The sequence below is a fragment of the Cohnella faecalis genome (assembly GCF_003570905.1).
GTDB lineage: Bacteria > Bacillota > Bacilli > Paenibacillales > Paenibacillaceae > Cohnella > Cohnella faecalis.
On record NZ_QXJM01000011.1, the window covers coordinates 1 to 17,835 of the forward strand.

22 protein-coding genes and 7 pseudogenes are annotated in these 17,835 nt (G+C 54.4%); 10 read left to right on the forward strand and 19 right to left on the reverse strand.

Annotation, left to right across the window (positions count from 1 at the left end; genetic code table 11):
* From D3H35_RS01145 to D3H35_RS31840, 18 genes and pseudogenes are all read right to left on the reverse strand, one after another.
* A pseudogene (locus tag D3H35_RS01145) lies at window positions 1–336 on the reverse strand (MsnO8 family LLM class oxidoreductase); the annotation flags it as partial.
* Window positions 337–663: 327 nt separating this feature from the next.
* Window positions 664–1,514: pseudogene (locus tag D3H35_RS01150) on the reverse strand (3-deoxy-7-phosphoheptulonate synthase).
* A 402-nt stretch (window positions 1,515–1,916) separates the two neighbouring features.
* Window positions 1,917–2,126 (reverse strand): hypothetical protein, encoded by a 210-nt coding sequence (locus D3H35_RS33925; RefSeq protein WP_325049977.1) that lies wholly within the window; start codon window positions 2,124–2,126, stop codon window positions 1,917–1,919.
* Entirely contained in the window at window positions 2,123–2,335 is a 213-nt protein-coding gene (locus tag D3H35_RS33930) for a DUF2062 domain-containing protein (RefSeq protein ID WP_325049978.1), read from the reverse strand. The genes D3H35_RS33925 and D3H35_RS33930 overlap by 4 nt, the downstream gene beginning before the upstream one ends.
* A gap of 158 nt (window positions 2,336–2,493) precedes the next feature.
* Window positions 2,494–3,432: pseudogene (locus D3H35_RS01160) on the reverse strand (4-hydroxy-3-methylbut-2-enyl diphosphate reductase); the annotation flags it as partial.
* A 23-nt stretch (window positions 3,433–3,455) separates the two neighbouring features.
* Window positions 3,456–3,893: an ATP-binding protein gene (locus D3H35_RS01165; RefSeq protein ID WP_158593888.1), complete on the reverse strand. Its 438-nt coding sequence runs from the start codon at window positions 3,891–3,893 to the stop codon at window positions 3,456–3,458.
* Window positions 3,890–4,630: a sensor histidine kinase gene (locus D3H35_RS01170; protein ID WP_119147414.1), complete on the reverse strand. Its 741-nt coding sequence runs from the start codon at window positions 4,628–4,630 to the stop codon at window positions 3,890–3,892. Before D3H35_RS01170 ends, D3H35_RS01165 begins: the two co-directional genes overlap by 4 nt.
* Before the next feature lie 202 nt (window positions 4,631–4,832).
* On the reverse strand, window positions 4,833–5,018 hold the full coding sequence (locus D3H35_RS01180; RefSeq protein WP_119147416.1) for a hypothetical protein: 186 nt from the start codon (window positions 5,016–5,018) through the stop codon (window positions 4,833–4,835).
* A gap of 1 nt (window position 5,019) precedes the next feature.
* Window positions 5,020–5,705: pseudogene (locus D3H35_RS01185) on the reverse strand (response regulator transcription factor).
* 104 nt (window positions 5,706–5,809) lie between these two features.
* Window positions 5,810–6,265 carry a S1C family serine protease gene (locus D3H35_RS31810; protein ID WP_233567687.1) on the reverse strand — a complete coding sequence of 152 codons (456 nt, stop codon included), beginning with the start codon at window positions 6,263–6,265 and terminating at the stop codon, window positions 5,810–5,812.
* Window positions 6,259–6,780 (reverse strand): S1C family serine protease, encoded by a 522-nt coding sequence (locus tag D3H35_RS31815; protein ID WP_233567688.1) that lies wholly within the window; start codon window positions 6,778–6,780, stop codon window positions 6,259–6,261. Before D3H35_RS31815 ends, D3H35_RS31810 begins: the two co-directional genes overlap by 7 nt.
* 247 nt (window positions 6,781–7,027) lie before the next feature.
* Complete coding sequence (locus tag D3H35_RS31820) at window positions 7,028–7,390, reverse strand: hypothetical protein (RefSeq protein WP_233567689.1); 363 nt, start codon at window positions 7,388–7,390, stop codon at window positions 7,028–7,030.
* 53 nt (window positions 7,391–7,443) lie between these two features.
* A complete protein-coding gene (locus D3H35_RS01195; protein WP_119147418.1) occupies window positions 7,444–8,019 on the reverse strand; it encodes a YugN family protein in 576 nt (191 codons plus the stop codon).
* 47 nt (window positions 8,020–8,066) lie between these two features.
* Window positions 8,067–8,741 (reverse strand): response regulator, encoded by a 675-nt coding sequence (locus D3H35_RS01200; protein WP_119147255.1) that lies wholly within the window; start codon window positions 8,739–8,741, stop codon window positions 8,067–8,069.
* Window positions 8,738–9,598 (reverse strand): sensor histidine kinase, encoded by an 861-nt coding sequence (locus D3H35_RS01205; protein WP_325049979.1) that lies wholly within the window; start codon window positions 9,596–9,598, stop codon window positions 8,738–8,740. Before D3H35_RS01205 ends, D3H35_RS01200 begins: the two co-directional genes overlap by 4 nt.
* A gap of 180 nt (window positions 9,599–9,778) precedes the next feature.
* Window positions 9,779–10,464 (reverse strand): annotated as a pseudogene (gene liaF, locus D3H35_RS31830) (cell wall-active antibiotics response protein LiaF).
* Window positions 10,389–10,706: a LiaI-LiaF-like domain-containing protein gene (locus D3H35_RS31835; protein WP_233567692.1), complete on the reverse strand. Its 318-nt coding sequence runs from the start codon at window positions 10,704–10,706 to the stop codon at window positions 10,389–10,391. The pseudogene liaF (D3H35_RS31830) and the gene D3H35_RS31835 overlap by 76 nt, the downstream one beginning before the upstream one ends.
* The gene (locus tag D3H35_RS31840; protein ID WP_233567693.1) at window positions 10,696–10,827 is read right to left on the reverse strand and encodes a LiaI-LiaF-like domain-containing protein; all 132 of its coding nucleotides are present in this window, start codon (window positions 10,825–10,827) and stop codon (window positions 10,696–10,698) included. The genes D3H35_RS31835 and D3H35_RS31840 overlap by 11 nt, the downstream gene beginning before the upstream one ends.
* A 260-nt stretch (window positions 10,828–11,087) precedes the next feature.
* Here D3H35_RS31840 and D3H35_RS01215 point away from each other — a divergent pair.
* The 10 genes and pseudogenes from D3H35_RS01215 to D3H35_RS30535 form a co-directional block, all read left to right on the forward strand.
* A pseudogene (locus tag D3H35_RS01215) lies at window positions 11,088–11,258 on the forward strand (ammonium transporter); the annotation flags it as partial.
* Window positions 11,259–11,608: 350 nt separating this feature from the next.
* Window positions 11,609–12,661 carry a cell wall-active antibiotics response protein LiaF gene (liaF, locus tag D3H35_RS01220; protein ID WP_233567694.1) on the forward strand — a complete coding sequence of 351 codons (1,053 nt, stop codon included), beginning with the start codon at window positions 11,609–11,611 and terminating at the stop codon, window positions 12,659–12,661.
* A gap of 7 nt (window positions 12,662–12,668) precedes the next feature.
* Complete coding sequence (locus D3H35_RS01225) at window positions 12,669–13,703, forward strand: sensor histidine kinase (protein WP_325049980.1); 1,035 nt, start codon at window positions 12,669–12,671, stop codon at window positions 13,701–13,703.
* A pseudogene (locus tag D3H35_RS01230) lies at window positions 13,700–14,371 on the forward strand (response regulator). Before D3H35_RS01225 ends, D3H35_RS01230 begins: the two are co-directional and overlap by 4 nt.
* Before the next feature lie 47 nt (window positions 14,372–14,418).
* Window positions 14,419–14,832: a YugN family protein gene (locus D3H35_RS01235; protein WP_119147254.1), complete on the forward strand. Its 414-nt coding sequence runs from the start codon at window positions 14,419–14,421 to the stop codon at window positions 14,830–14,832.
* Window positions 14,833–15,049: 217 nt separating this feature from the next.
* Entirely contained in the window at window positions 15,050–15,598 is a 549-nt protein-coding gene (locus D3H35_RS31845) for a hypothetical protein (protein WP_233567695.1), read from the forward strand.
* Window positions 15,599–15,648: 50 nt separating this feature from the next.
* On the forward strand, window positions 15,649–15,813 hold the full coding sequence (locus D3H35_RS31850; protein WP_233567696.1) for a hypothetical protein: 165 nt from the start codon (window positions 15,649–15,651) through the stop codon (window positions 15,811–15,813).
* The gene (locus D3H35_RS31855) at window positions 15,810–16,619 is read left to right on the forward strand and encodes a S1C family serine protease (RefSeq protein WP_233567697.1); all 810 of its coding nucleotides are present in this window, start codon (window positions 15,810–15,812) and stop codon (window positions 16,617–16,619) included. The genes D3H35_RS31850 and D3H35_RS31855 overlap by 4 nt, the downstream gene beginning before the upstream one ends.
* Before the next feature lie 104 nt (window positions 16,620–16,723).
* Window positions 16,724–17,410: a response regulator transcription factor gene (locus D3H35_RS01245; RefSeq protein ID WP_119147252.1), complete on the forward strand. Its 687-nt coding sequence runs from the start codon at window positions 16,724–16,726 to the stop codon at window positions 17,408–17,410.
* Window position 17,411: 1 nt separating this feature from the next.
* Complete coding sequence (locus D3H35_RS30535) at window positions 17,412–17,582, forward strand: hypothetical protein (protein WP_158593889.1); 171 nt, start codon at window positions 17,412–17,414, stop codon at window positions 17,580–17,582.
* Between the two features lie 72 nt (window positions 17,583–17,654).
* Here the strand turns inward: D3H35_RS30535 and D3H35_RS31860 are convergent.
* Window positions 17,655–17,835: hypothetical protein (locus D3H35_RS31860; RefSeq protein ID WP_233567698.1), on the reverse strand; the 181-nt coding region annotated here is incomplete at its 5' end.

Genomic DNA, 17,835 nt, shown 5'->3' on the forward strand with positions numbered 1-17,835 from the left:
CGCCGGCGCTCTTCCGATTCCGAGATCTACCCGGCCGGCATAGAGCCCCTCCAGCACCCGAAAATTTTCCGCTACCTTATACGGACTATAGTGAGGAAGCAGCACACCTCCTGATCCGATGCGAATTGCGAAGTATGCGCTCCGATCGCGGCGAGGAGCACTTCCGCGAAGAGCCGGCCAAGCTTTTCGAATCGTGATGCTCCGACACCCAAAATCTCGAATAGCCCCATCGTTCCGCAGCCCTCGCCAACGCGAGCGTATGCTTGCAGCGCCGTTGCGGCCGTTTCTCCTCGTCCGATCGGCGGATTGATCCAACACACCGAGCTTTAGCTTCATCCTTGTGGCCTCCTAATCCGCTTCTTCGCTTCTATCTCTCTTATATGACGATTGTACTCCCTTATGGCGCAAAAGAAAAAGCGAACCGCGATCGGCCCGCTTGTTTCCTGGTACAATTATTTTTTCCATTCTCGGAACGCTTCGCCGGCTCTTCGCCGTGTCGAACTTCTTGCCGCAAAGCGGAGCAAGCTGCTCAAGCTCCTTCAGCAAATTCGCGAATTGATCCGGGAACAGCGATTGTACGCGCCGTCTCCCGTCGCCGAATTGTCCGGATCGGTATGCATCTCGATAATAAGTCCATTCGCGCCGCGGCTACCGACGCCTTCGTCATCGTCTCGACCAGCTCTCGGCGTCCCGTCGCGTGGCTCGGGTCGGCGATAACCGGCAAGTGGGAAAGCTGTTGGACGACCGGGACAGGGCGAGGTCGAACGTATTGCGGGTGTACGTCTCGAATGTGCGGATGCCGCGTTCGCAGAGCATAACGTTCGGTTGCCCCCGGCAAGGATGTATTCCGCTGCGTTTGAGCCATTCGTCGTAAGTGGCGCTCATTCCTCGCTTGAGCAATACGGTTGTTGATTGTTCCGAGCTTGCGGAGCGGAGCAGATCGAAGTTCTGCATGTTCCGGGTGCCGACCTGCATGATGTCCGCGTATTCCGCGCACACGTCCACGAATTCCGCGCCATTACTTCGGTAATGGTCAACAGGCCGTATTTGTCGCCGGCATCCTTCATCCATTTCAATCCTTCGATTCCGATACCTTGGAAGCTGTACGGACCGGTGCGGGGCTTGAACGCGCCGCCGCGAAGCACTTGGCCGCCGGCCGCCTTGACGAGACGGGCGATTTCGTCGATTTGCTCCGGCGTCTCAACCGCGCAAGGGCCGCCCATAACGACGAGATTGTTTCCGCCGATTTTGACGCCTTTTACTTCAATAATCGTATCGTCCGGGTGGAATTCCCGGCTTGCAAGCTTGTAGGACTTCGAGATTTTGATGACGTTCTCGACGCCCTTCATCGAACGGATATGCTCGGCTAGATGCGGATCCGCTTTGCCGATAATGCCGATAACGGTGCGGTCCGTGCCGCGGGATACGTGCGCTTGAACGCCGCTGTTCTCGATTTGGCGGACGATTTCCGCAATGCGCTCTTCTTCGATATGAGGGGATGTGATGACGATCATGATTGTACACGCTCCAATTCGGTATGTTATTGTCGATTCGCTTTTTCACTTAGACGCTTGTTCGCTTCGACGCTTATACGCTTTTAAGCACTAAAGTAAATATACGCGAAAAAACGTATTTCTGTCAACCCTTCGCTTATTCCAATAGTAACCTGCTTTATGAGACAGCCGGTCGTCTTCGGTTGCTAAGGCGTGGCCGAAATAGAGTGATTTTCTCGTCTTATTCACACCTAACAAGTAGTGTTAGAACAAAATAAGACGAAAATTTGGCGCTATTCCTTTAATGAAGGCTGTTTTGAAGGTGCCTGCTATGTAATAAGACGAATTCATCGTCTTATCCACCCATGTGGGAACCGGTCTGGTGGAATAGAGCGATTTTTTCGTCTTATTTTTGTACGTTTCCTATTCCGCCGCAGGACGCGTATCCAAGCGGGTCGAATGTCTCAACTTGCGCTTCTCCCTGCGCTTGTTTTTGTATGCTTCGATACTAAGCTTGATAGGGTAATAACAGACTGCGCCCAGCAAGATTCCGTTGATGACGCCGCCTACGATCAGCTTCAAATTCGCCAGCAGCAGCTTGTTTACCCACATCCAAGGCAGATGGATGCTCATATGGCTGGGCAGTACCCAAGCCCAACCATTGTGTTCAGAATAGCCATCGGCAAGTAGATGACCTTGCCGACGACGAAGCCTACCAGCGCAGCGGGCAAATTGCCCTTGAACAAATAAACGAGCGGAAATATGAGCACGAACGCGAAGCCTAAGGTCGGGAGCGTGAACATCTCCACGGCGATGCCGATTGCAAAACCCATGGCGACCATGGATGCCCGCCCTTAGCTCGAATTAGCATCATATACTTGTATTTCATCCATCGTCTCAGCTTGCGAAGTCTCTCTTGCATGATGGTGCTCCTCTCCGAGCCAAACAAAAAAAGAAACCGTCTCTCTGTATAGGAATTAAGCTGTCGGAGCGACCCTGTATTTTTCTCGCGTACAGTCGGCAGCAGCTTGGCCGGATTGACCGTTCGGCGAATTTCCCAAGTCGCGGCATTATTCGGATCGTACTGCTCCAAGTACGAAATGACTTCTTTCGTCAACGGAGTCGGAGTCGACGCGCCGGAAGTAACCGATACTTTGCTTATTCCTCGCAGCCATGCAGGATCGAGCTCGGACAAATCCGAAATCCGGTAAGCCTTCACTCCGCCAATCTCTTCCGAAACTTGAGCAAGACGATTGGAGTTATTGCTGCGCGGATCGCCGACTACGATGCATAGATCGGAGTCCTTGACCTGCTCCGCCACCGCTTCCTGCCGCACTTGCGTCGCCAGACAAATTTCGTTATGAATCTCCGCATGGGGATAGGCTTCCAAAAGACGCGAAATCAAAGCTTTAATATCCCATTGGGACATCGTTGTTTGGTTCGTTATTATAATACGTTCGGACGAGAGTCCCAGTTCCGAAATTTCTTCTTCCTTCTATCAAGTGAACATGGTTGGGTGCGATCCCGATTGCGCCTTCCGGCTCGGGATGGCCTTTTTTGCCGATATAGATCACTTCGTAGCCATCTTCGACCTTCTCGCGAATCAAATCATGAGTCTTCGTAACGTCCGGGCAAGTAGCGTCTACGAGAGTCAATCCTTTGTCCCTGGCGCGCTTGCGTACTTCGGGAGACACGCCGTGAGCGGTGAAAATAACGGTGCCGCTCTCGATTTGCTCAGGATTTCCAGCCTGTTGGGGCCGTCGAGCGTAATGATCCCTTCGTCCTTGAACGAGTCGGTGACGTGGCTGTTATGAACGATCATGCCCAAAATATAAATAGGGCGCGGCAAATCCAGGTTTCGCGCCGTCTGAAGCGCTAATACCATGGCATCTACCACGCCGTAACAGTAACCTCTTGGAGATATTTTGACGACTTCCATGCAAGCTGCCTGCTTTCCCGCCCTTAATCTTGATCTTCCCGCGATTCCGAATTCGAGAAGTCCGGGCGCTCCGATGGTTCCATTATACCGTATTCGCCCGATTGGGCAAAGTCGACGGTCCTTGGTTCAAAGTCGGAAGCCATAGAGTAAAGGAGGTGCCTTCTTCCGTTCGCGATTTTACTTCCAGCTTTGCCTTGTGCATGTCTGCGATCCACTTCGCAATGGATAGGCGAGACCCGTACCGGACGTCTGCCCCTCGATTGATCCGCTCGGTAGAACCGATCGAAAATATGCGGCAAATCTTCAGCGGCGAGGCCGATCCCGGTATCGGAAACGGTAAGGCCGACATGGTTCCCGCTTCTCGATGCGTAGAGCCTGACTTTGCCGGACGGCGTGTACTTGAAGCCGTTCTCGATTAGAATAAACAAAAGCTGAAGCAAATAATCTTTATTTCCCTTCACCCAAACGCCGTCGAGCGCTTCGAACGGGCGACGATCCACTCCGCGTGCCGCGGCAAGAAGGAAGCGCGCCTCGCGGCCTCTTCCGCCAACGGACGAAGCGACAAGGTATTCATCTCCATCGCATAACCCGCGTCGGCTCTTGCGAGCGAAAGCAAGTCGTTGACGAGCCGGCTCATCCGGCGCGCTTCATCCGCTATATCGCTTATCGCTTCGAGCGACATCGTCTTTCGTTCGGCTTCCGGAAGCTTATGCGCAGCGTGCCCCTCTGAGCCTTCCGGAGGAAGCGTCCAAATTTTCTCAAGCAAATCGACGTTGCCGCGTATCGTCGTCAGCGGCGTGCGCAGCTCATGCGATGCGTCGGAGACGAATCGCCTCTGCGCCGTATTCGACTCCTCCAGATGGTTGTACGCGACCTCCAGCCGGGGCAGCATGCCGTTCAACGTGTCGGTCAGCCGGCCGATTTCGTCGTTCGGCGTTTCCCTCGGAATGCGCAATCCAAGCTCCGAGCCGCTCTGGATTTGCTCGGCCGCCTCGGTAACGCGTCCAATCGGTCGAAGAGCTTTGCGGGACACGAGCATCCCCAGACTGAACGCCGCCGCAATGCTGAACAGACCCGCGAAAATCAGGATCGACCTCAAAAAGGAAAAAAGGCTTTCCTCGCGTTCCGTATACGCTCCTACTTGAAGCATCCCGACGAGATTCCCATCCAACGTTAACAACGGCGTTTCGTAAATCAAAAACCGGGTCCCGCCCAAGGTGTCGGAAAAAAACCTTCCTTTGGCTTGCGGATCAACCTTGCTGAAGTCGGATACAGGAAACGTAATGTTTGTGCGAATAAGATTATTCGTTTTGTCGATGGATTTCCGCTTTTGTCCTGGGTATAATTCACAAGCTGAATGCCGTAAATGTTCGCATCGAATCCTTGAGGCACTTGCGCATTCAAATCCAGACCGCCATTAAAATTTTGGCCTGCACTCGCATGTTCGCGGATAGCTTTGCCAGCTCCCCTCTAATATCCGACATCGTGCTATTATATACAACGCTGTAAATAAGCAGCCCGAACCCGATAAGAACGGCCGCCAGCAGCCCGGAATACCACAATGTTAGCCGAAGCCTGATGGACATGCTAGCTATCCCCTTTCAGGACGTACCCCGCTCCCGCACGGTTTGAATAATTCGCTTGCCCCCGTGCTCCTCCATCTTCTGCCTCAGCATCGCCACGTATACTTCAAGCACGTTGGATTCGCCGCTGTAATCGTAGCCCCAAATCCGCTCCATAATCTGATCGCGGGAAAGCACGCGCTTCGGGTTCTGCATGAACAGATGCAGCAGATCGAATTCCTTGGCGGTCAGCTCGATCCTCTTGCCGTCGCGAATCGTTTCCCTGCCGTCGTAATCAAGCGTCACGTCTTCGAATCTCAGCCTGCCGTCTTCCTCCGCTCTTTCCGGACGTCGGCGAAGAAGCGCCCGTACGCGCGCCATCAGCTCCTCCAGAGCGAAAGGCTTCACCAAGTAATCGTCCGCTCCGAGATCGAGCCCCTTCACGCGATCCTGCACCTCGTCGCGCGCCGTCAGCAAAAGCACAGGCGCGGAGATGCCCGCTTCCCTGAGCCGACGGCATACTTCCCAGCCGTCCAGCTTCGGCATCATGACGTCCAGTATGATCAGCTCCGCGTTCTTCTCCCCAAGCAACCGAATTCCGTCAGCCCCATCGTGAGCCGTCGTTACTTCGTATCCTTCGAACGCCAAGCTGCGGCGAAGCAGCGACGTAATTTTGTCGTCATCGTCTATGACTACGATATGAGGTCTCATTCCCGACCGGCCTCCTAAGCGCGCTCTATTGCCCTGATTGTACTCTATGAAAGGGAAAAGCGGGAAGCCCTGAAGGACTGCCCGCTTCCTGGTGTGCGAATACGTTATTCGACATCCTCGAAATCGTTTTTGTTGCCGACCTCGACCTTAACGTCGATTTTATTGCCGCCGCGAATGACGTTCAAGGTCACTTTATCGCCGATCGCTTTCTTCTGAATGGCTGCAATAAGATCGTCCGGCGTATTATACGACGTGCCGTCCATCCCCGTGATGACGTCGTATTGGCGCAGATCGCCGCGATAAGCCGGCGTGCCGTATACGACATTCGATACGATAGAGCCTTTGGTGGTGTCGATGCCCAATTTCTTCGCGATATCCGACGTAATGGCCGTCAATTTCGCTCCGATGAAAGGCACCGGCTTTTTCGGAATTTGCGTATTCGATTTCAGGTTTTCCAGAACATCCGTAATTGTGCTGGTCGGAATGGCGAAGCCGATGCCTTGCGCCTCCGAGCTGACTGCCGTGTTGATGCCGATGACTTCTCCGTTAAGATTCAGCAAAGCCCGCCCGAGTTGCCCGGATTAATCGATGCGTCCGTCTGCAGCAAATGTTCATAGTTGCGTTGGCCTTCCGTATCCTGAATGCTGATTTGGCGTTCGTTGGCGCTCAGCACGCCGACCGTTACCGTATGATCGAAGCCGTAAGGGTTGCCGATAGCCACAACCCAGTCGCCCATGTTCGCGCTGCCGGAATCGCCCAGCTTCAACGTCGGGAAGGTCGCTCCTTCGATCTTCAATACCGCAAGGTCCAGATCGCGGCTGGAGCCGAGCAGCTTGGCCGTGAACGGCTTGTTGTGGCCGATGACGGTAACCTCGATTTTGTCGGCATCCGCCACGACGTGCTGGTTAGTCAAAATGTAGCCCGTCGAGTCGAAAATAAAGCCGGAGCCCATTCCGCTTTCCTGCAATGTTCCGTCGGTGCCGTTACTGCCGTTGTTGCCGTTGCTTCCGTTATTGCCGTCTTGGCCGCTGCCGTCATCGCCGAAAAACTGGCGGAAGAACGGATCGTCGAACATCTGTACTGTATGCTGTTATTGCTCCGCGAGTTTGTACGAACATTCGTATATGTCTCGATCTTCACGACCGCAGGAGATGATTGCTCGAATATTTTCGCGATATTGTTCGGCCTCACGACGTCCGCCGCATTATTGACTGTCGTACTGGCTGCCTTCACTCCGGAATTTTGCGTGGAAGCGTTGCTTACGTAAGTCTCGTTTCCGAACCAGTTGCCGCGATCGGCGGCGAACATAAGGCCACCCACCGCTACGACGCCGACCATGAAAGCCGAGAAAATGCCGCGGAACGACGTTCTTTTCGGCTTTGCTCCGTCCCAGCCGCCGCGGCCTCCTCCGCCTCCGCCGATACGGTGAAAGGACGGTATTCCCTTGAGCTTGCGACAACTTCCACCGGTTCTTGTCCTTGCTCGGAAGTCGGCTCCAATCTATCGTTCGATGAGCTGTAAGCGGACGTTCCGCCAAAAGGGCCGTAAGTATAGGTTTCCGGTTCACGACGCGTTTCGGCGAAAGAGTCTTCGCTTTCCTGCCGGAAACCATTGTCCTCTTTGCGATCGCTTGGTCCAAACGGAAATTCGTTCCATTCTTCCGGTTTTTTGTTTTGATCGTCCATCTTCCATTCCTCCTATAGCGTGCTATCGCGAGCGCGCCTTTCTGTCTTGCTTGTTACCCATAATGAACCTCCAACCTTAAAATTAACTTAAACGAAAATGAAAGACCCATAAAACCTCGAACAAAATAGAGAGCGCGATTTTTTCGAACCGCAAATAAATAGCGGCACTGCCTAGTGCCGCTATCGTCGGGTATAGTTCCAATATGGATTGCGGGTTCAAACCGGAAAGATCGTCTCCACTTCCGCAGCTTGCGGCCCGCCGCCTCGACCCAGGCAGGTTCGATGCTTGCGTCGGGATCGACCGGATCGGAAAATTGATCGAACAGCGCTCCTAACGTACGGGCTTGCGCCTCGGAATCGAGTCCTTCATTGTAGAGATGTCTCAAGACAAAGGGCTGACCGAATCTTATTTGAGCTTCATTGTTGGCCGTCTCGCTGTCCAGCCTGCCGACCTCGACGTCGAACGGAATGCGGAGGAACACGGTATTCGCTTCGTCGAGCGCGCAGTCGAACGAACCGTGATCGTATTCCCAGCCTCCGCCCAGCGCGAACCCTTTTTCCGCCAAAGCGTCCTGCACCGGAACGAATTCGAGTTGACGAGAAGTTAGCGAGGATGCAAGGGAATGCATGGGGAAACCCCCTTTTATTAAAGTAGGTTATCCCTAAGTTGCCCCGTTTAACCCTCTTTTACCCATCCTTTTCGATGCGCGTATATGGCAAGCTGGGTTCGGTCGTCCACTTCGCACTTCATCAACAGGTTGCTGACGTGGGTTTTGACCGTTTTGATGCTGATATGAAGCTCGTCGCCGATTTCTTTATTCGCTTTCCCTTCCGCGATCAGAAGCAGGACTTCCCGTTCGCGTTCGGTAAGACCTTCGCCGTCATTCTGAACGGAGCGCTTGCGCAGCCCTCTCGTCAGCGCCTGGGATACATCCCCGCTCATGACCGGCATGTTCTTGATCGCCCCTTGCATCGCGTATAAAAGCTCGTCGGCCGATACCGTTTTGAGCACGTAGCTCACAGCTCCCGCCTCGATTGCTTCGACCACCTTGTCGTCTTCCAGAAAGCTTGTCAAAATAATAATTCGCAGCTCCGGAAAGGAGTCCAGAAGCGCCTTCGTCGTCTCGACTCCGTCCATATGGGGCATCATGAGATCCATGAGGACGAGTTGGGGCATTCTCCCGTCAAAGCCGCCGTTCTTCAGCTTTTCGAGAGCATCGATGCCGCTGGCCGCTTCTCCGATCACTTCAAACCGCGAATCCAGCATCAAATATGTACGAAGCCCCATTCGGACCATTTCGTGATCGTCCACGATCATGACTTTCCATGAGACTCCCGTTTCGTTCGTCATTTTGGCGTACTCTCCTTCTCAGTGCTAGGTTCGAATTTCGGAAACCAGACCTTGACTCTCGTTCCCGAGCCCGGCTTGGTTACGATTTCGGCTTCTCCGCCAAGCTTTTGGGCTCGCTCCCGCATCGTGGACAGCCCATAGGCCCGGTTCGAACCTGTTCGGCCGCGGAAGCCGGCTCCGTCGTCTTCGATGTTCAAAGACAGCTGCCTGTCCGTCTCCCCGAGGAATAACCGTACGACTTTCGCTTCCGCATGCTTCACCACATTCGCCATCGCTTCCTGAATAATGAGAAACAGCTGGTGCTCCATCGCTTCCGAGACCGGACTCCGCAATTGTATGTCCAGCGTTCCTTGCAAGCCGTTCTGCCGGCAGTAGTCGGGAAACCACCTGTCCAGAGCCTCTTCCAGCGTTCGGCCTTGCAGCTCCAACGGACGAAGCTGGGCGATCAGGCTCCGCATCTGCCGTTGGGCGGTAGACGACATCGCAATCAACTGCTCCATAACCTTCGCCGCGTGCTCCGCATCCCGCTCCAGCAGCTTGGGCAGCGAGGATGCCGACATGTGAAGCGCAAAAAGCTGCTGGCTTACCGTATCGTGCAAATCCCGCGCCAATCGGCGCCGTTCCTCGAGCACGGCATTTTCCTGCGAGGACACTTCCTCGACGCTCTTCTCGCCAAGCTGTTGAAGCAGCTTGAGCCGCGACTCCAACGCGCTCAGCATGGCGTTGAAATCCAGAAATACGCCGGCAAAGGCATCCATTCCGAGGGAAGGCAGCTTGGCCGTCCAATTGCCGGCCGCCGCTTGTTTGATCGCAAGCTGCAGCTGATCGATCCGTTGCTGCGTCCGCCTCCCCAACACGTAGCCGACGCCATCGCGAGAACGATCAGCCCCGCAGCCCAGCCGTACCAGTCTTTCCCTTCAATCGGACTATCGGACGTCTCCGTCCAAGCGAAGAACAGCGCCATGGCAAGCGAGATGGCTCCGGTGTAAAGCGTCCACTCCCATTTGCTGTTCCGAACGAATCGCATCATCGGACGCTCAGCCCACCTTCGTCACTCGAACGTCGCCGATGAACGAGCTTACGACGAGTACGACTTTTTTTTCCGTGTCTTGGTAGCTGAGCGTTTCTACCGTCGTCTGGTTAAATAATCCGCCGCGCTTCTGATCCAGTATGGAGACGTCGCCGATCAGGCAGCTCGACACGACTTGAACGCCGATGTTTGCGTCGTTAGGCACGAACACCTTCACATCCCCGATAAAAGAGGAATATACAGCTTTGTCTCGCCGCTCGGAATTTGCGCTTTCGTCAGATCGATCGTCGTATCGCCGATGAACATCGATATGTTCATGGGACGCAGCTCCCAGTAATCGTTGCCGAGAAAGATATCGCCGATGAAGCGGCTGTGGCTCTGTTTCCCTTCGTGCCAGCGGTCTTTCCAATGATCCTTGTGCCAATGGCGCCCATGATGGTGAGCGTGTCTCTCATCCCTATAGTGCTGACGGTATTGGTCGCGCTCTTGCCGATAGGGGTCGCTGTGCTGCTGACGCTCCTGAGCGTGTGACTGCCGTTCCCGCTCATCGGAGTATGCAGCAGGATCGTTAACGGGAGCGCCGTTCGCATTCGTGAACGAGGCCGCCGGATCGTCCGTTAGCGGAGGGGCCGGCGGAGGGCGTGATGCTGGAACGGATTCGGCGGCACCGGCGGAGGGGTCACGGAATTCCATCCGTCCGCTCCGTGATCGGCTTGGCGATCGGTACGCTTCGGCCGATTGCCTCGAAACAGCATGCAGATGCCGATCCATATGACGACAGCGGGCCATAGCTGGCCGATTTCCCACTCGAACCAGTCCAGATTTCTGCCCAGAAAATAAACGCCGACCGCAACGACGATCGGATTCCAGCACAAGCCGCCGTTGCGTTGGAGCAGCAGTCCCTGCAGCCCGAAAAAATGACAATTACCGGCCAATATACGGAGAATAGCTCGCCGATATCGAACGATGCCCCCCTGTCTGATTCAAGAGGAAGACGACTCCGATCGCGATGACGACGATCCCCCAGAAAAAGCGGTGAAGGAAAGACGATTGCATAAATACCTACCTCCGAGTAGCGAGTTGTTAATTCTAGTATAAGGGATGAGGAAGCCCGATAGACAGCGTCGGGAGGTTGAAAATTCCCTCGGTCTCGAGACTGAGGCGGCCGATTTTCACGCTCGAATAACTAACACGAAACATGTGTATGTTAAATTTCTTTACAGCCATCGTTGACATATGTGACTCTCGCCTATATAATGAGGGCGAATTTCTGCTTATTATGTTAGATTTCTACAATGTTTGTGGGGGAATAAAAGATGGAGATAGCGGAACTATCCCGTGGCATGGACACGATATGGGTCGTGTTGACCGCAGCCATGATTTTGCTTATGGAGGGCGGCTTCGCCTTGCTTGAGGCCGGCTTCGTTCGCCAGAAAAACGCGGTCAGCATCATTATGAAGGTGTTTGTCGACATATCTCTCTCAAGCAAGGCGAAGCCGCCCTCCATAAGCAAAATCATGGCTGCGGTCAACACGACCCATATCGTGTCCATGCCACGGGATAGTTCCGCTATCTCCATCTTTTATTCCCCACAAACATTGTAGAAATCTAACATAATAAGCAGAAATTCGCCCTCATTATATAGGCGAGAGTCACATATGTCAACGATGGCTGTAAAGAAATTTAACATACACATGTTTCGTGTTAGTTATTCGAGCGTGAAAATCGGCCGCCTCAGTCTCGAGACCGAGGGAATTTTCAACCTCCCGACGCTGTCTATCGGGCTTCCTCATCCTTATACTAGAATTAACAACTCGCTACTCGGAGGTAGGTATTTATGCAATCGTCTTTCCTTCACCGCTTTTTCTGGGGGATCGTCGTCATCGCGATCGGAGTCGTCTTCCTCTTGAATCAGACAGGGGCGGCATCGTTCGATATCGGCGAGCTATTCTCCGTATATTGGCCGGTAATTGTCATTTTTTTCGGGCTGCAGGGACTGCTGCTCCAACGCAACGGCGGCTTGTGCTGGAATCCGATCGTCGTTGCGGTCGGCGTTTATTTTCTGGGCAGAAATCTGGACTGGTTCGAGTGGGAAATCGGCCAGCTATGGCCCGCTGTCGTCATATGGATCGGCATCTGCATGCTGTTTCGAGGCAATCGGCCGAAGCGTACCGATCGCCAAGCCGATCACGGAGCGGACGGATGGAATTCCGTGACCCCTCCGCCGGTGCCGCCGAATCCGTTCCAGCATCACGGCCCTCCGCCGGCCCCTCCGCTAACGGACGATCCGGCGGCCTCGTTCACGAATGCGAACGGCGCTCCCGTTAACGATCCTGCTGCATACTCCGATGAGCGGGAACGGCAGTCACACGCTCAGGAGCGTCAGCAGCACAGCGACCCCTATCGGCAAGAGCGCGACCAATACCGTCAGCACTATAGGGATGAGAGACACGCTCACCATCATGGGCGCCATTGGCACAAGGATCATTGGAAAGACCGCTGGCACGAAGGGAAACAGAGCCACAGCCGCTTCATCGGCGATATCTTTCTCGGCAACGATTACTGGGAGCTGCGTCCCATGAACATATCGATGTTCATCGGCGATACGACGATCGATCTGACGAAAGCGCAAATTCCGAGCGGCGAGACAAAGCTGTATATTTCCTCTTTTATCGGGGATGTGAAGGTGTTCGTGCCTAACGACGCAAACATCGGCGTTCAAGTCGTGTCGAGCTGCCTGATCGGCGACGTCTCCATACTGGATCAGAAGCGCGGCGGATTATTTAACCAGACGACGGTAGAAACGCTCAGCTACCAAGACACGGAAAAAAAAGTCGTACTCGTCGTAAGCTCGTTCATCGGCGACGTTCGAGTGACGAAGGTGGGCTGAGCGTCCGATGATGCGATTCGTTCGGAACAGCAAATGGGAGTGGACGCTTTACACCGGAGCCATCTCGCTTGCCATGGCGCTGTTCTTCGCTTGGACGGAGACGTCCGATAGTCCGATTGAAGGGAAAGACTGGTACGGCTGGGCTGCGGGGCTGATCGTTCTCGCGATGGCGGTCGGCTACGTGTTGGGGAGGCGGACGCAGCAACGGATCGATCAGCTGCAGCTTGCGATCAAACAAGCGGCGGCCGGCAATTGGACGGCCAAGCTGCCTTCCCTCGGAATGGATGCCTTTGCCGGCGTATTTCTGGATTTCAACGCCATGCTGAGCGCGTTGGAGTCGCGGCTCAAGCTGCTTCAACAGCTTGGCGAGAAGAGCGTCGAGGAAGTGTCCTCGCAGGAAAATGCCGTGCTCGAGGAACGGCGCCGATTGGCGCGGGATTTGCACGATACGGTAAGCCAGCAGCTTTTTTGCGCTTCACATGTCGGCATCCTCGCTGCCCAAGCTGCTGGAGCGGGATGCGGAGCACGCGGCGAAGGTTATGGAGCAGTTGATTGCGATGTCGTCTACCGCCCAACGGCAGATGCGGAGCCTGATCGCCAGCTTCGTCCGTTGGAGCTGCAAGGCCGAACGCTGGAAGAGGCTCTGGACAGGTGGTTTCCCGACTACTGCCGGCAGAACGGCTTGCAAGGAACGCTGGACATACAATTGCGGAGTCCGGTCTCGGAAGCGATGGAGCACCAGCTGTTTCTCATTATTCAGGAAGCGATGGCGAATGTGGTGAAGCATGCGGAAGCGAAAGTCGTACGGTTATTCCTCGGGGAGACGGACAGGCAGCTGTCTTTGAACATCGAAGACGACGGAGCCGGCTTCCGGGCCGAACAGGTTCGAACCGGGGCCTATGGGCTGTCCACGATGCGGGAGCGAGCCCAAAAGCTTGGCGGAGAAGCCGAAATCGTAACCAAGCCGGGCTCGGGAACGAGAGTCAAGGTCTGGTTTCCGAAATTCGAACCTAGCACTGAGAAGGAGAGTACGCCAAAATGACGAACGAAACGGGAGTCTCATGGAAAGTCATGATCGTGGACGATCACGAAATGGTCCGAATGGGGCTTCGTACATATTTGATGCTGGATTCGCGGTTTGAAGTGATCGGAGAAGCGGCCAGCGGCATCGATGCTCTCGAAAAGCTGAAGAACGGCGGCTTTGACGGAGAATGCCCAACTCGTCCTCATGGATCTCATGATGCCCCATATGGACGGAGTCGAGACGACGAAGGCGCTTCTGGACTCCTTTCCGGAGCTGCGAATTATTATTTTGACAAGCTTTCTGGAAGACGACAAGGTGGTCGAAGCAATCGAGGCGGGAGCTGTGAGCTACGTGCTCAAAACGGTATCGGCCGACGAGCTTTTATACGCGATGCAAGGGGCGATCAAGAACATGCCGGTCATGAGCGGGGATGTATCCCAGGCGCTGACGAGAGGGCTGCGCAAGCGCTCCGTTCAGAATGACGGCGAAGGTCTTACCGAACGCGAACGGGAAGTCCTGCTTCTGATCGCGGAAGGGAAAGCGAATAAAGAAATCGGCGACGAGCTTCATATCAGCATCAAAACGGTCAAACCCACGTCAGCAACCTGTTGATGAAGTGCGAAGTGGACGACCGAACCCAGCTTGCCATATACGCGCATCGAAAAGGATGGGTAAAAGAGGGTTAAACGGGGCAACTTAGGGATAACCTACTTTAATAAAAGGGGGTTTCCCCATGCATTCCCTTGCATCCTCGCTAACTTCTCGTCAACTCGAATTCGTTCCGGTGCAGGACGCTTTGGCGGAAAAAGGGTTCGCGCTGGGCGGAGGCTGGGAATACGATCACGGTTCGTTCGACTGCGCGCTCGACGAAGCGAATACCGTGTTCCTCCGCATTCCGTTCGACGTCGAGGTCGGCAGGCTGGACAGCGAGACGGCCAACAATGAAGCTCAAATAAGATTCGGTCAGCCCTTTGTCTTGAGACATCTCTACAATGAAGGACTCGATTCCGAGGCGCAAGCCCGTACGTTAGGAGCGCTGTTCGATCAATTTTCCGATCCGGTCGATCCCGACGCAAGCATCGAACCTGCCTGGGTCGAGGCGGCGGGCCGCAAGCTGCGGGAAGTGGAGACGATCTTTCCGGTTTGAACCCGCAATCCATATTGGAACTATACCCGACGATAGCGGCACTAGGCAGTGCCGCTATTTATTTGCGGTTCGAAAAAATCGCGCTCTCTATTTTTGTTCGAGGTTTTATGGGTCTTTCATTTTCGTTTAAGTTAATTTTAAGGTTGGAGGTTCATTATGGGTAACAAGCAAGACAGAAAGGCGCGCTCGCGATAGCACGCTATAGGAGGAATGGAAGATGGACGATCAAAACAAAAAACCGGAAGAATGGAACGAATTTCCGTTTGGACCAAGCGATCGCAAAGAGGACAATGGTTTCCGGCAGGAAAGCGAAGACTCTTTCGCCGAAACGCGTCGTGAACCGGAAACCTATACTTACGGCCCTTTTGGCGGAACGTCCGCTTACAGCTCATCGAACGATAGATTGGAGCCGACTTCCGAGCAAGGACAAGAACCGGTGGAAGTTGTCGCAAGCTCAAGGGAATACCGTCCTTTCACCGTATCGGGCGGAGGCGGAGGAGGCCGCGGCGGCTGGGACGGAGCAAAGCCGAAAAGAACGTCGTTCCGCGGCATTTTCTCGGCTTTCATGGTCGGCGTCGTAGCGGTGGGTGGCCTTATGTTCGCCGCCGATCGCGGCAACTGGTTCGGAAACGAGACTTACGTAAGCAACGCTTCCACGCAAAATTCCGGAGTGAAGGCAGCCAGTACGACAGTCAATAATGCGGCGGACGTCGTGAGGCCGAACAATATCGCGAAATATTCGAGCAATCATCTCCTGCGGTCGTGAAGATCGAGACATATACGAATGTTCGTACAAACTCGCGGAGCAATAACAGCATGTTCGACGATCCGTTCTTCCGCCAGTTTTTCGGCGATGACGGCAGCGGCCAAGACGGCAATAACGGAAGCAACGGCAACAACGGCAGTAACGGCACGACGGAACATTGCAGGAAAGCGGAATGGGCTCCGGCTTTATTTTCGACTCGACGGGCTACATTTTGACTAACCAGCACGTCGTGGCGGATGCCGACAAAATCGAGGTTACCGTCATCGGCCACAACAAGCCGTTCACGGCCAAGCTGCTCGGCTCCAGCCGCGATCTGGACCTTGCGGTATTGAAGATCGAAGGAGCGACCTTCCCGACGTTGAAGCTGGGCGATTCCGGCAGCGCGAACATGGGCGACTGGGTTGTGGCTATCGGCAACCCTTACGGCTTCGATCATACGGTAACGGTCGGCGTGCTGAGCGCCAACGAACGCCAAATCAGCATTCAGGATACGGAAGGCCAACGCAACTATGAACATTTGCTGCAGACGGACGCATCGATTAATCCGGGCAACTCGGGCGGGCCTTTGCTGAATCTTAACGGAGAAGTCATCGGCATCAACACGGCAGTCAGCTCGGAGGCGCAAGGCATCGGCTTCGCCATTCCGACCAGCACAATTACGGATGTTCTGGAAAACCTGAAATCGAATACGCAAATTCCGAAAAAGCCGGTGCCTTTCATCGGAGCGAAATTGACGGCCATTACGTCGGATATCGCGAAGAAATTGGGCATCGACACCACCAAAGGCTCTATCGTATCGAATGTCGTATACGGCACGCCGGCTTATCGCGGCGATCTGCGCCAATACGACGTCATCACGGGGATGGACGGCACGTCGTATAATACGCCGGACGATCTTATTGCAGCCATTCAGAAGAAAGCGATCGGCGATAAAGTGACCTTGAACGTCATTCGCGGCGGCAATAAAATCGACGTTAAGGTCGAGGTCGGCAACAAAAACGATTTCGAGGATGTCGAATAACGTATTCGCACACCAGGAAGCGGGCAGTCCTTCAGGGCTTCCCGCTTTTCCCTTTCATAGAGTACAATCAGGGCAATAGAGCGCGCTTAGGAGGCCGGTCGGGAATGAGACCTCATATCGTAGTCATAGACGATGACGACAAAATTACGTCGCTGCTTCGCCGCAGCTTGGCGTTCGAAGGATACGAAGTAACGACGGCTCACGATGGGGCTGACGGAATTCGGTTGCTTGGGGAGAAGAACGCGGAGCTGATCATACTGGACGTCATGATGCCGAAGCTGGACGGCTGGGAAGTATGCCGTCGGCTCAGGGAAGCGGGCATCTCCGCGCCTGTGCTTTTGCTGACGGCGCGCGACGAGGTGCAGGATCGCGTGAAGGGGCTCGATCTCGGAGCGGACGATTACTTGGTGAAGCCTTTCGCTCTGGAGGAGCTGATGGCGCGCGTACGGGCGCTTCTTCGCCGACGTCCGGAAAGAGCGGAGGAAGACGGCAGGCTGAGATTCGAAGACGTGACGCTTGATTACGACGGCAGGGAAACGATTCGCGACGGCAAGAGGATCGAGCTGACCGCCAAGGAATTCGATCTGCTGCATCTGTTCATGCAGAACCCGAAGCGCGTGCTTTCCCGCGATCAGATTATGGAGCGGATTTGGGGCTACGATTACAGCGGCGAATCCAACGTGCTTGAAGTATACGTGGCGATGCTGAGGCAGAAGATGGAGGAGCACGGGGGCAAGCGAATTATTCAAACCGTGCGGGGAGCGGGGTACGTCCTGAAAGGGGATAGCTAGCATGTCCATCAGGCTTCGGCTAACATTGTGGTATTCCGGGCTGCTGGCGGCCGTTCTTATCGGGTTCGGGCTGCTTATTTACAGCGTTGTATATAATAGCACGATGTCGGATATTAGAGGGGAGCTGGCAAAGCTATCCGCGAACATGCGAGTGCAGGCCAAAATTTTTTAATGGCGGTCTGGATTTGAATGCGCAAGTGCCTCAAGGATTCGATGCGAACATTTACGGCATTCAGCTTGTGAATTATACCAGGACAAAAGCGGGAAATCCATCGACAAAACGAATAATCTTATTCGCACAAACATTACGTTTCCTGTATCCGACTTCAGCAGGTTGATCCGCAAGCCAAAGGAAAGGTTTTTTTTCCGGACCTTGGGCGGGACCGGTTTTTGATTTACGAAACGCCGTTGTTAACGTTGGATGG

Coding starts and splice junctions, on each gene's coding strand:
- D3H35_RS33925 (WP_325049977.1), bottom strand. CDS start 2,126: ATGAGCATCCATCTGCCTTGGATGTGGGTAAACAAGCTGCTGCTGGCG.
- D3H35_RS33930 (WP_325049978.1), bottom strand. CDS start 2,335: ATGGTCGCCATGGGTTTTGCAATCGGCATCGCCGTGGAGATGTTCACG.
- D3H35_RS01180 (WP_119147416.1), bottom strand. CDS start 5,018: ATGTCCATCAGGCTTCGGCTAACATTGTGGTATTCCGGGCTGCTGGCG.
- D3H35_RS31815 (WP_233567688.1), bottom strand. CDS start 6,780: ATGTTCGACGATCCGTTCTTCCGCCAGTTTTTCGGCGATGACGGCAGC.
- D3H35_RS31820 (WP_233567689.1), bottom strand. CDS start 7,390: ATGGACGATCAAAACAAAAAACCGGAAGAATGGAACGAATTTCCGTTT.
- D3H35_RS01195 (WP_119147418.1), bottom strand. CDS start 8,019: ATGCATTCCCTTGCATCCTCGCTAACTTCTCGTCAACTCGAATTCGTT.
- D3H35_RS01200 (WP_119147255.1), bottom strand. CDS start 8,741: ATGACGAACGAAACGGGAGTCTCATGGAAAGTCATGATCGTGGACGAT.
- D3H35_RS31840 (WP_233567693.1), bottom strand. CDS start 10,827: ATGCAATCGTCTTTCCTTCACCGCTTTTTCTGGGGGATCGTCGTCATC.
- liaF (WP_233567694.1), top strand. CDS start 11,609: ATGCAATCGTCTTTCCTTCACCGCTTTTTCTGGGGGATCGTCGTCATC.
- D3H35_RS01225 (WP_325049980.1), top strand. CDS start 12,669: ATGATGCGATTCGTTCGGAACAGCAAATGGGAGTGGACGCTTTACACC.
- D3H35_RS01235 (WP_119147254.1), top strand. CDS start 14,419: ATGCATTCCCTTGCATCCTCGCTAACTTCTCGTCAACTCGAATTCGTT.
- D3H35_RS31845 (WP_233567695.1), top strand. CDS start 15,050: ATGGACGATCAAAACAAAAAACCGGAAGAATGGAACGAATTTCCGTTT.
- D3H35_RS31850 (WP_233567696.1), top strand. CDS start 15,649: ATGTTCGACGATCCGTTCTTCCGCCAGTTTTTCGGCGATGACGGCAGC.
- D3H35_RS01245 (WP_119147252.1), top strand. CDS start 16,724: ATGAGACCTCATATCGTAGTCATAGACGATGACGACAAAATTACGTCG.
- D3H35_RS30535 (WP_158593889.1), top strand. CDS start 17,412: ATGTCCATCAGGCTTCGGCTAACATTGTGGTATTCCGGGCTGCTGGCG.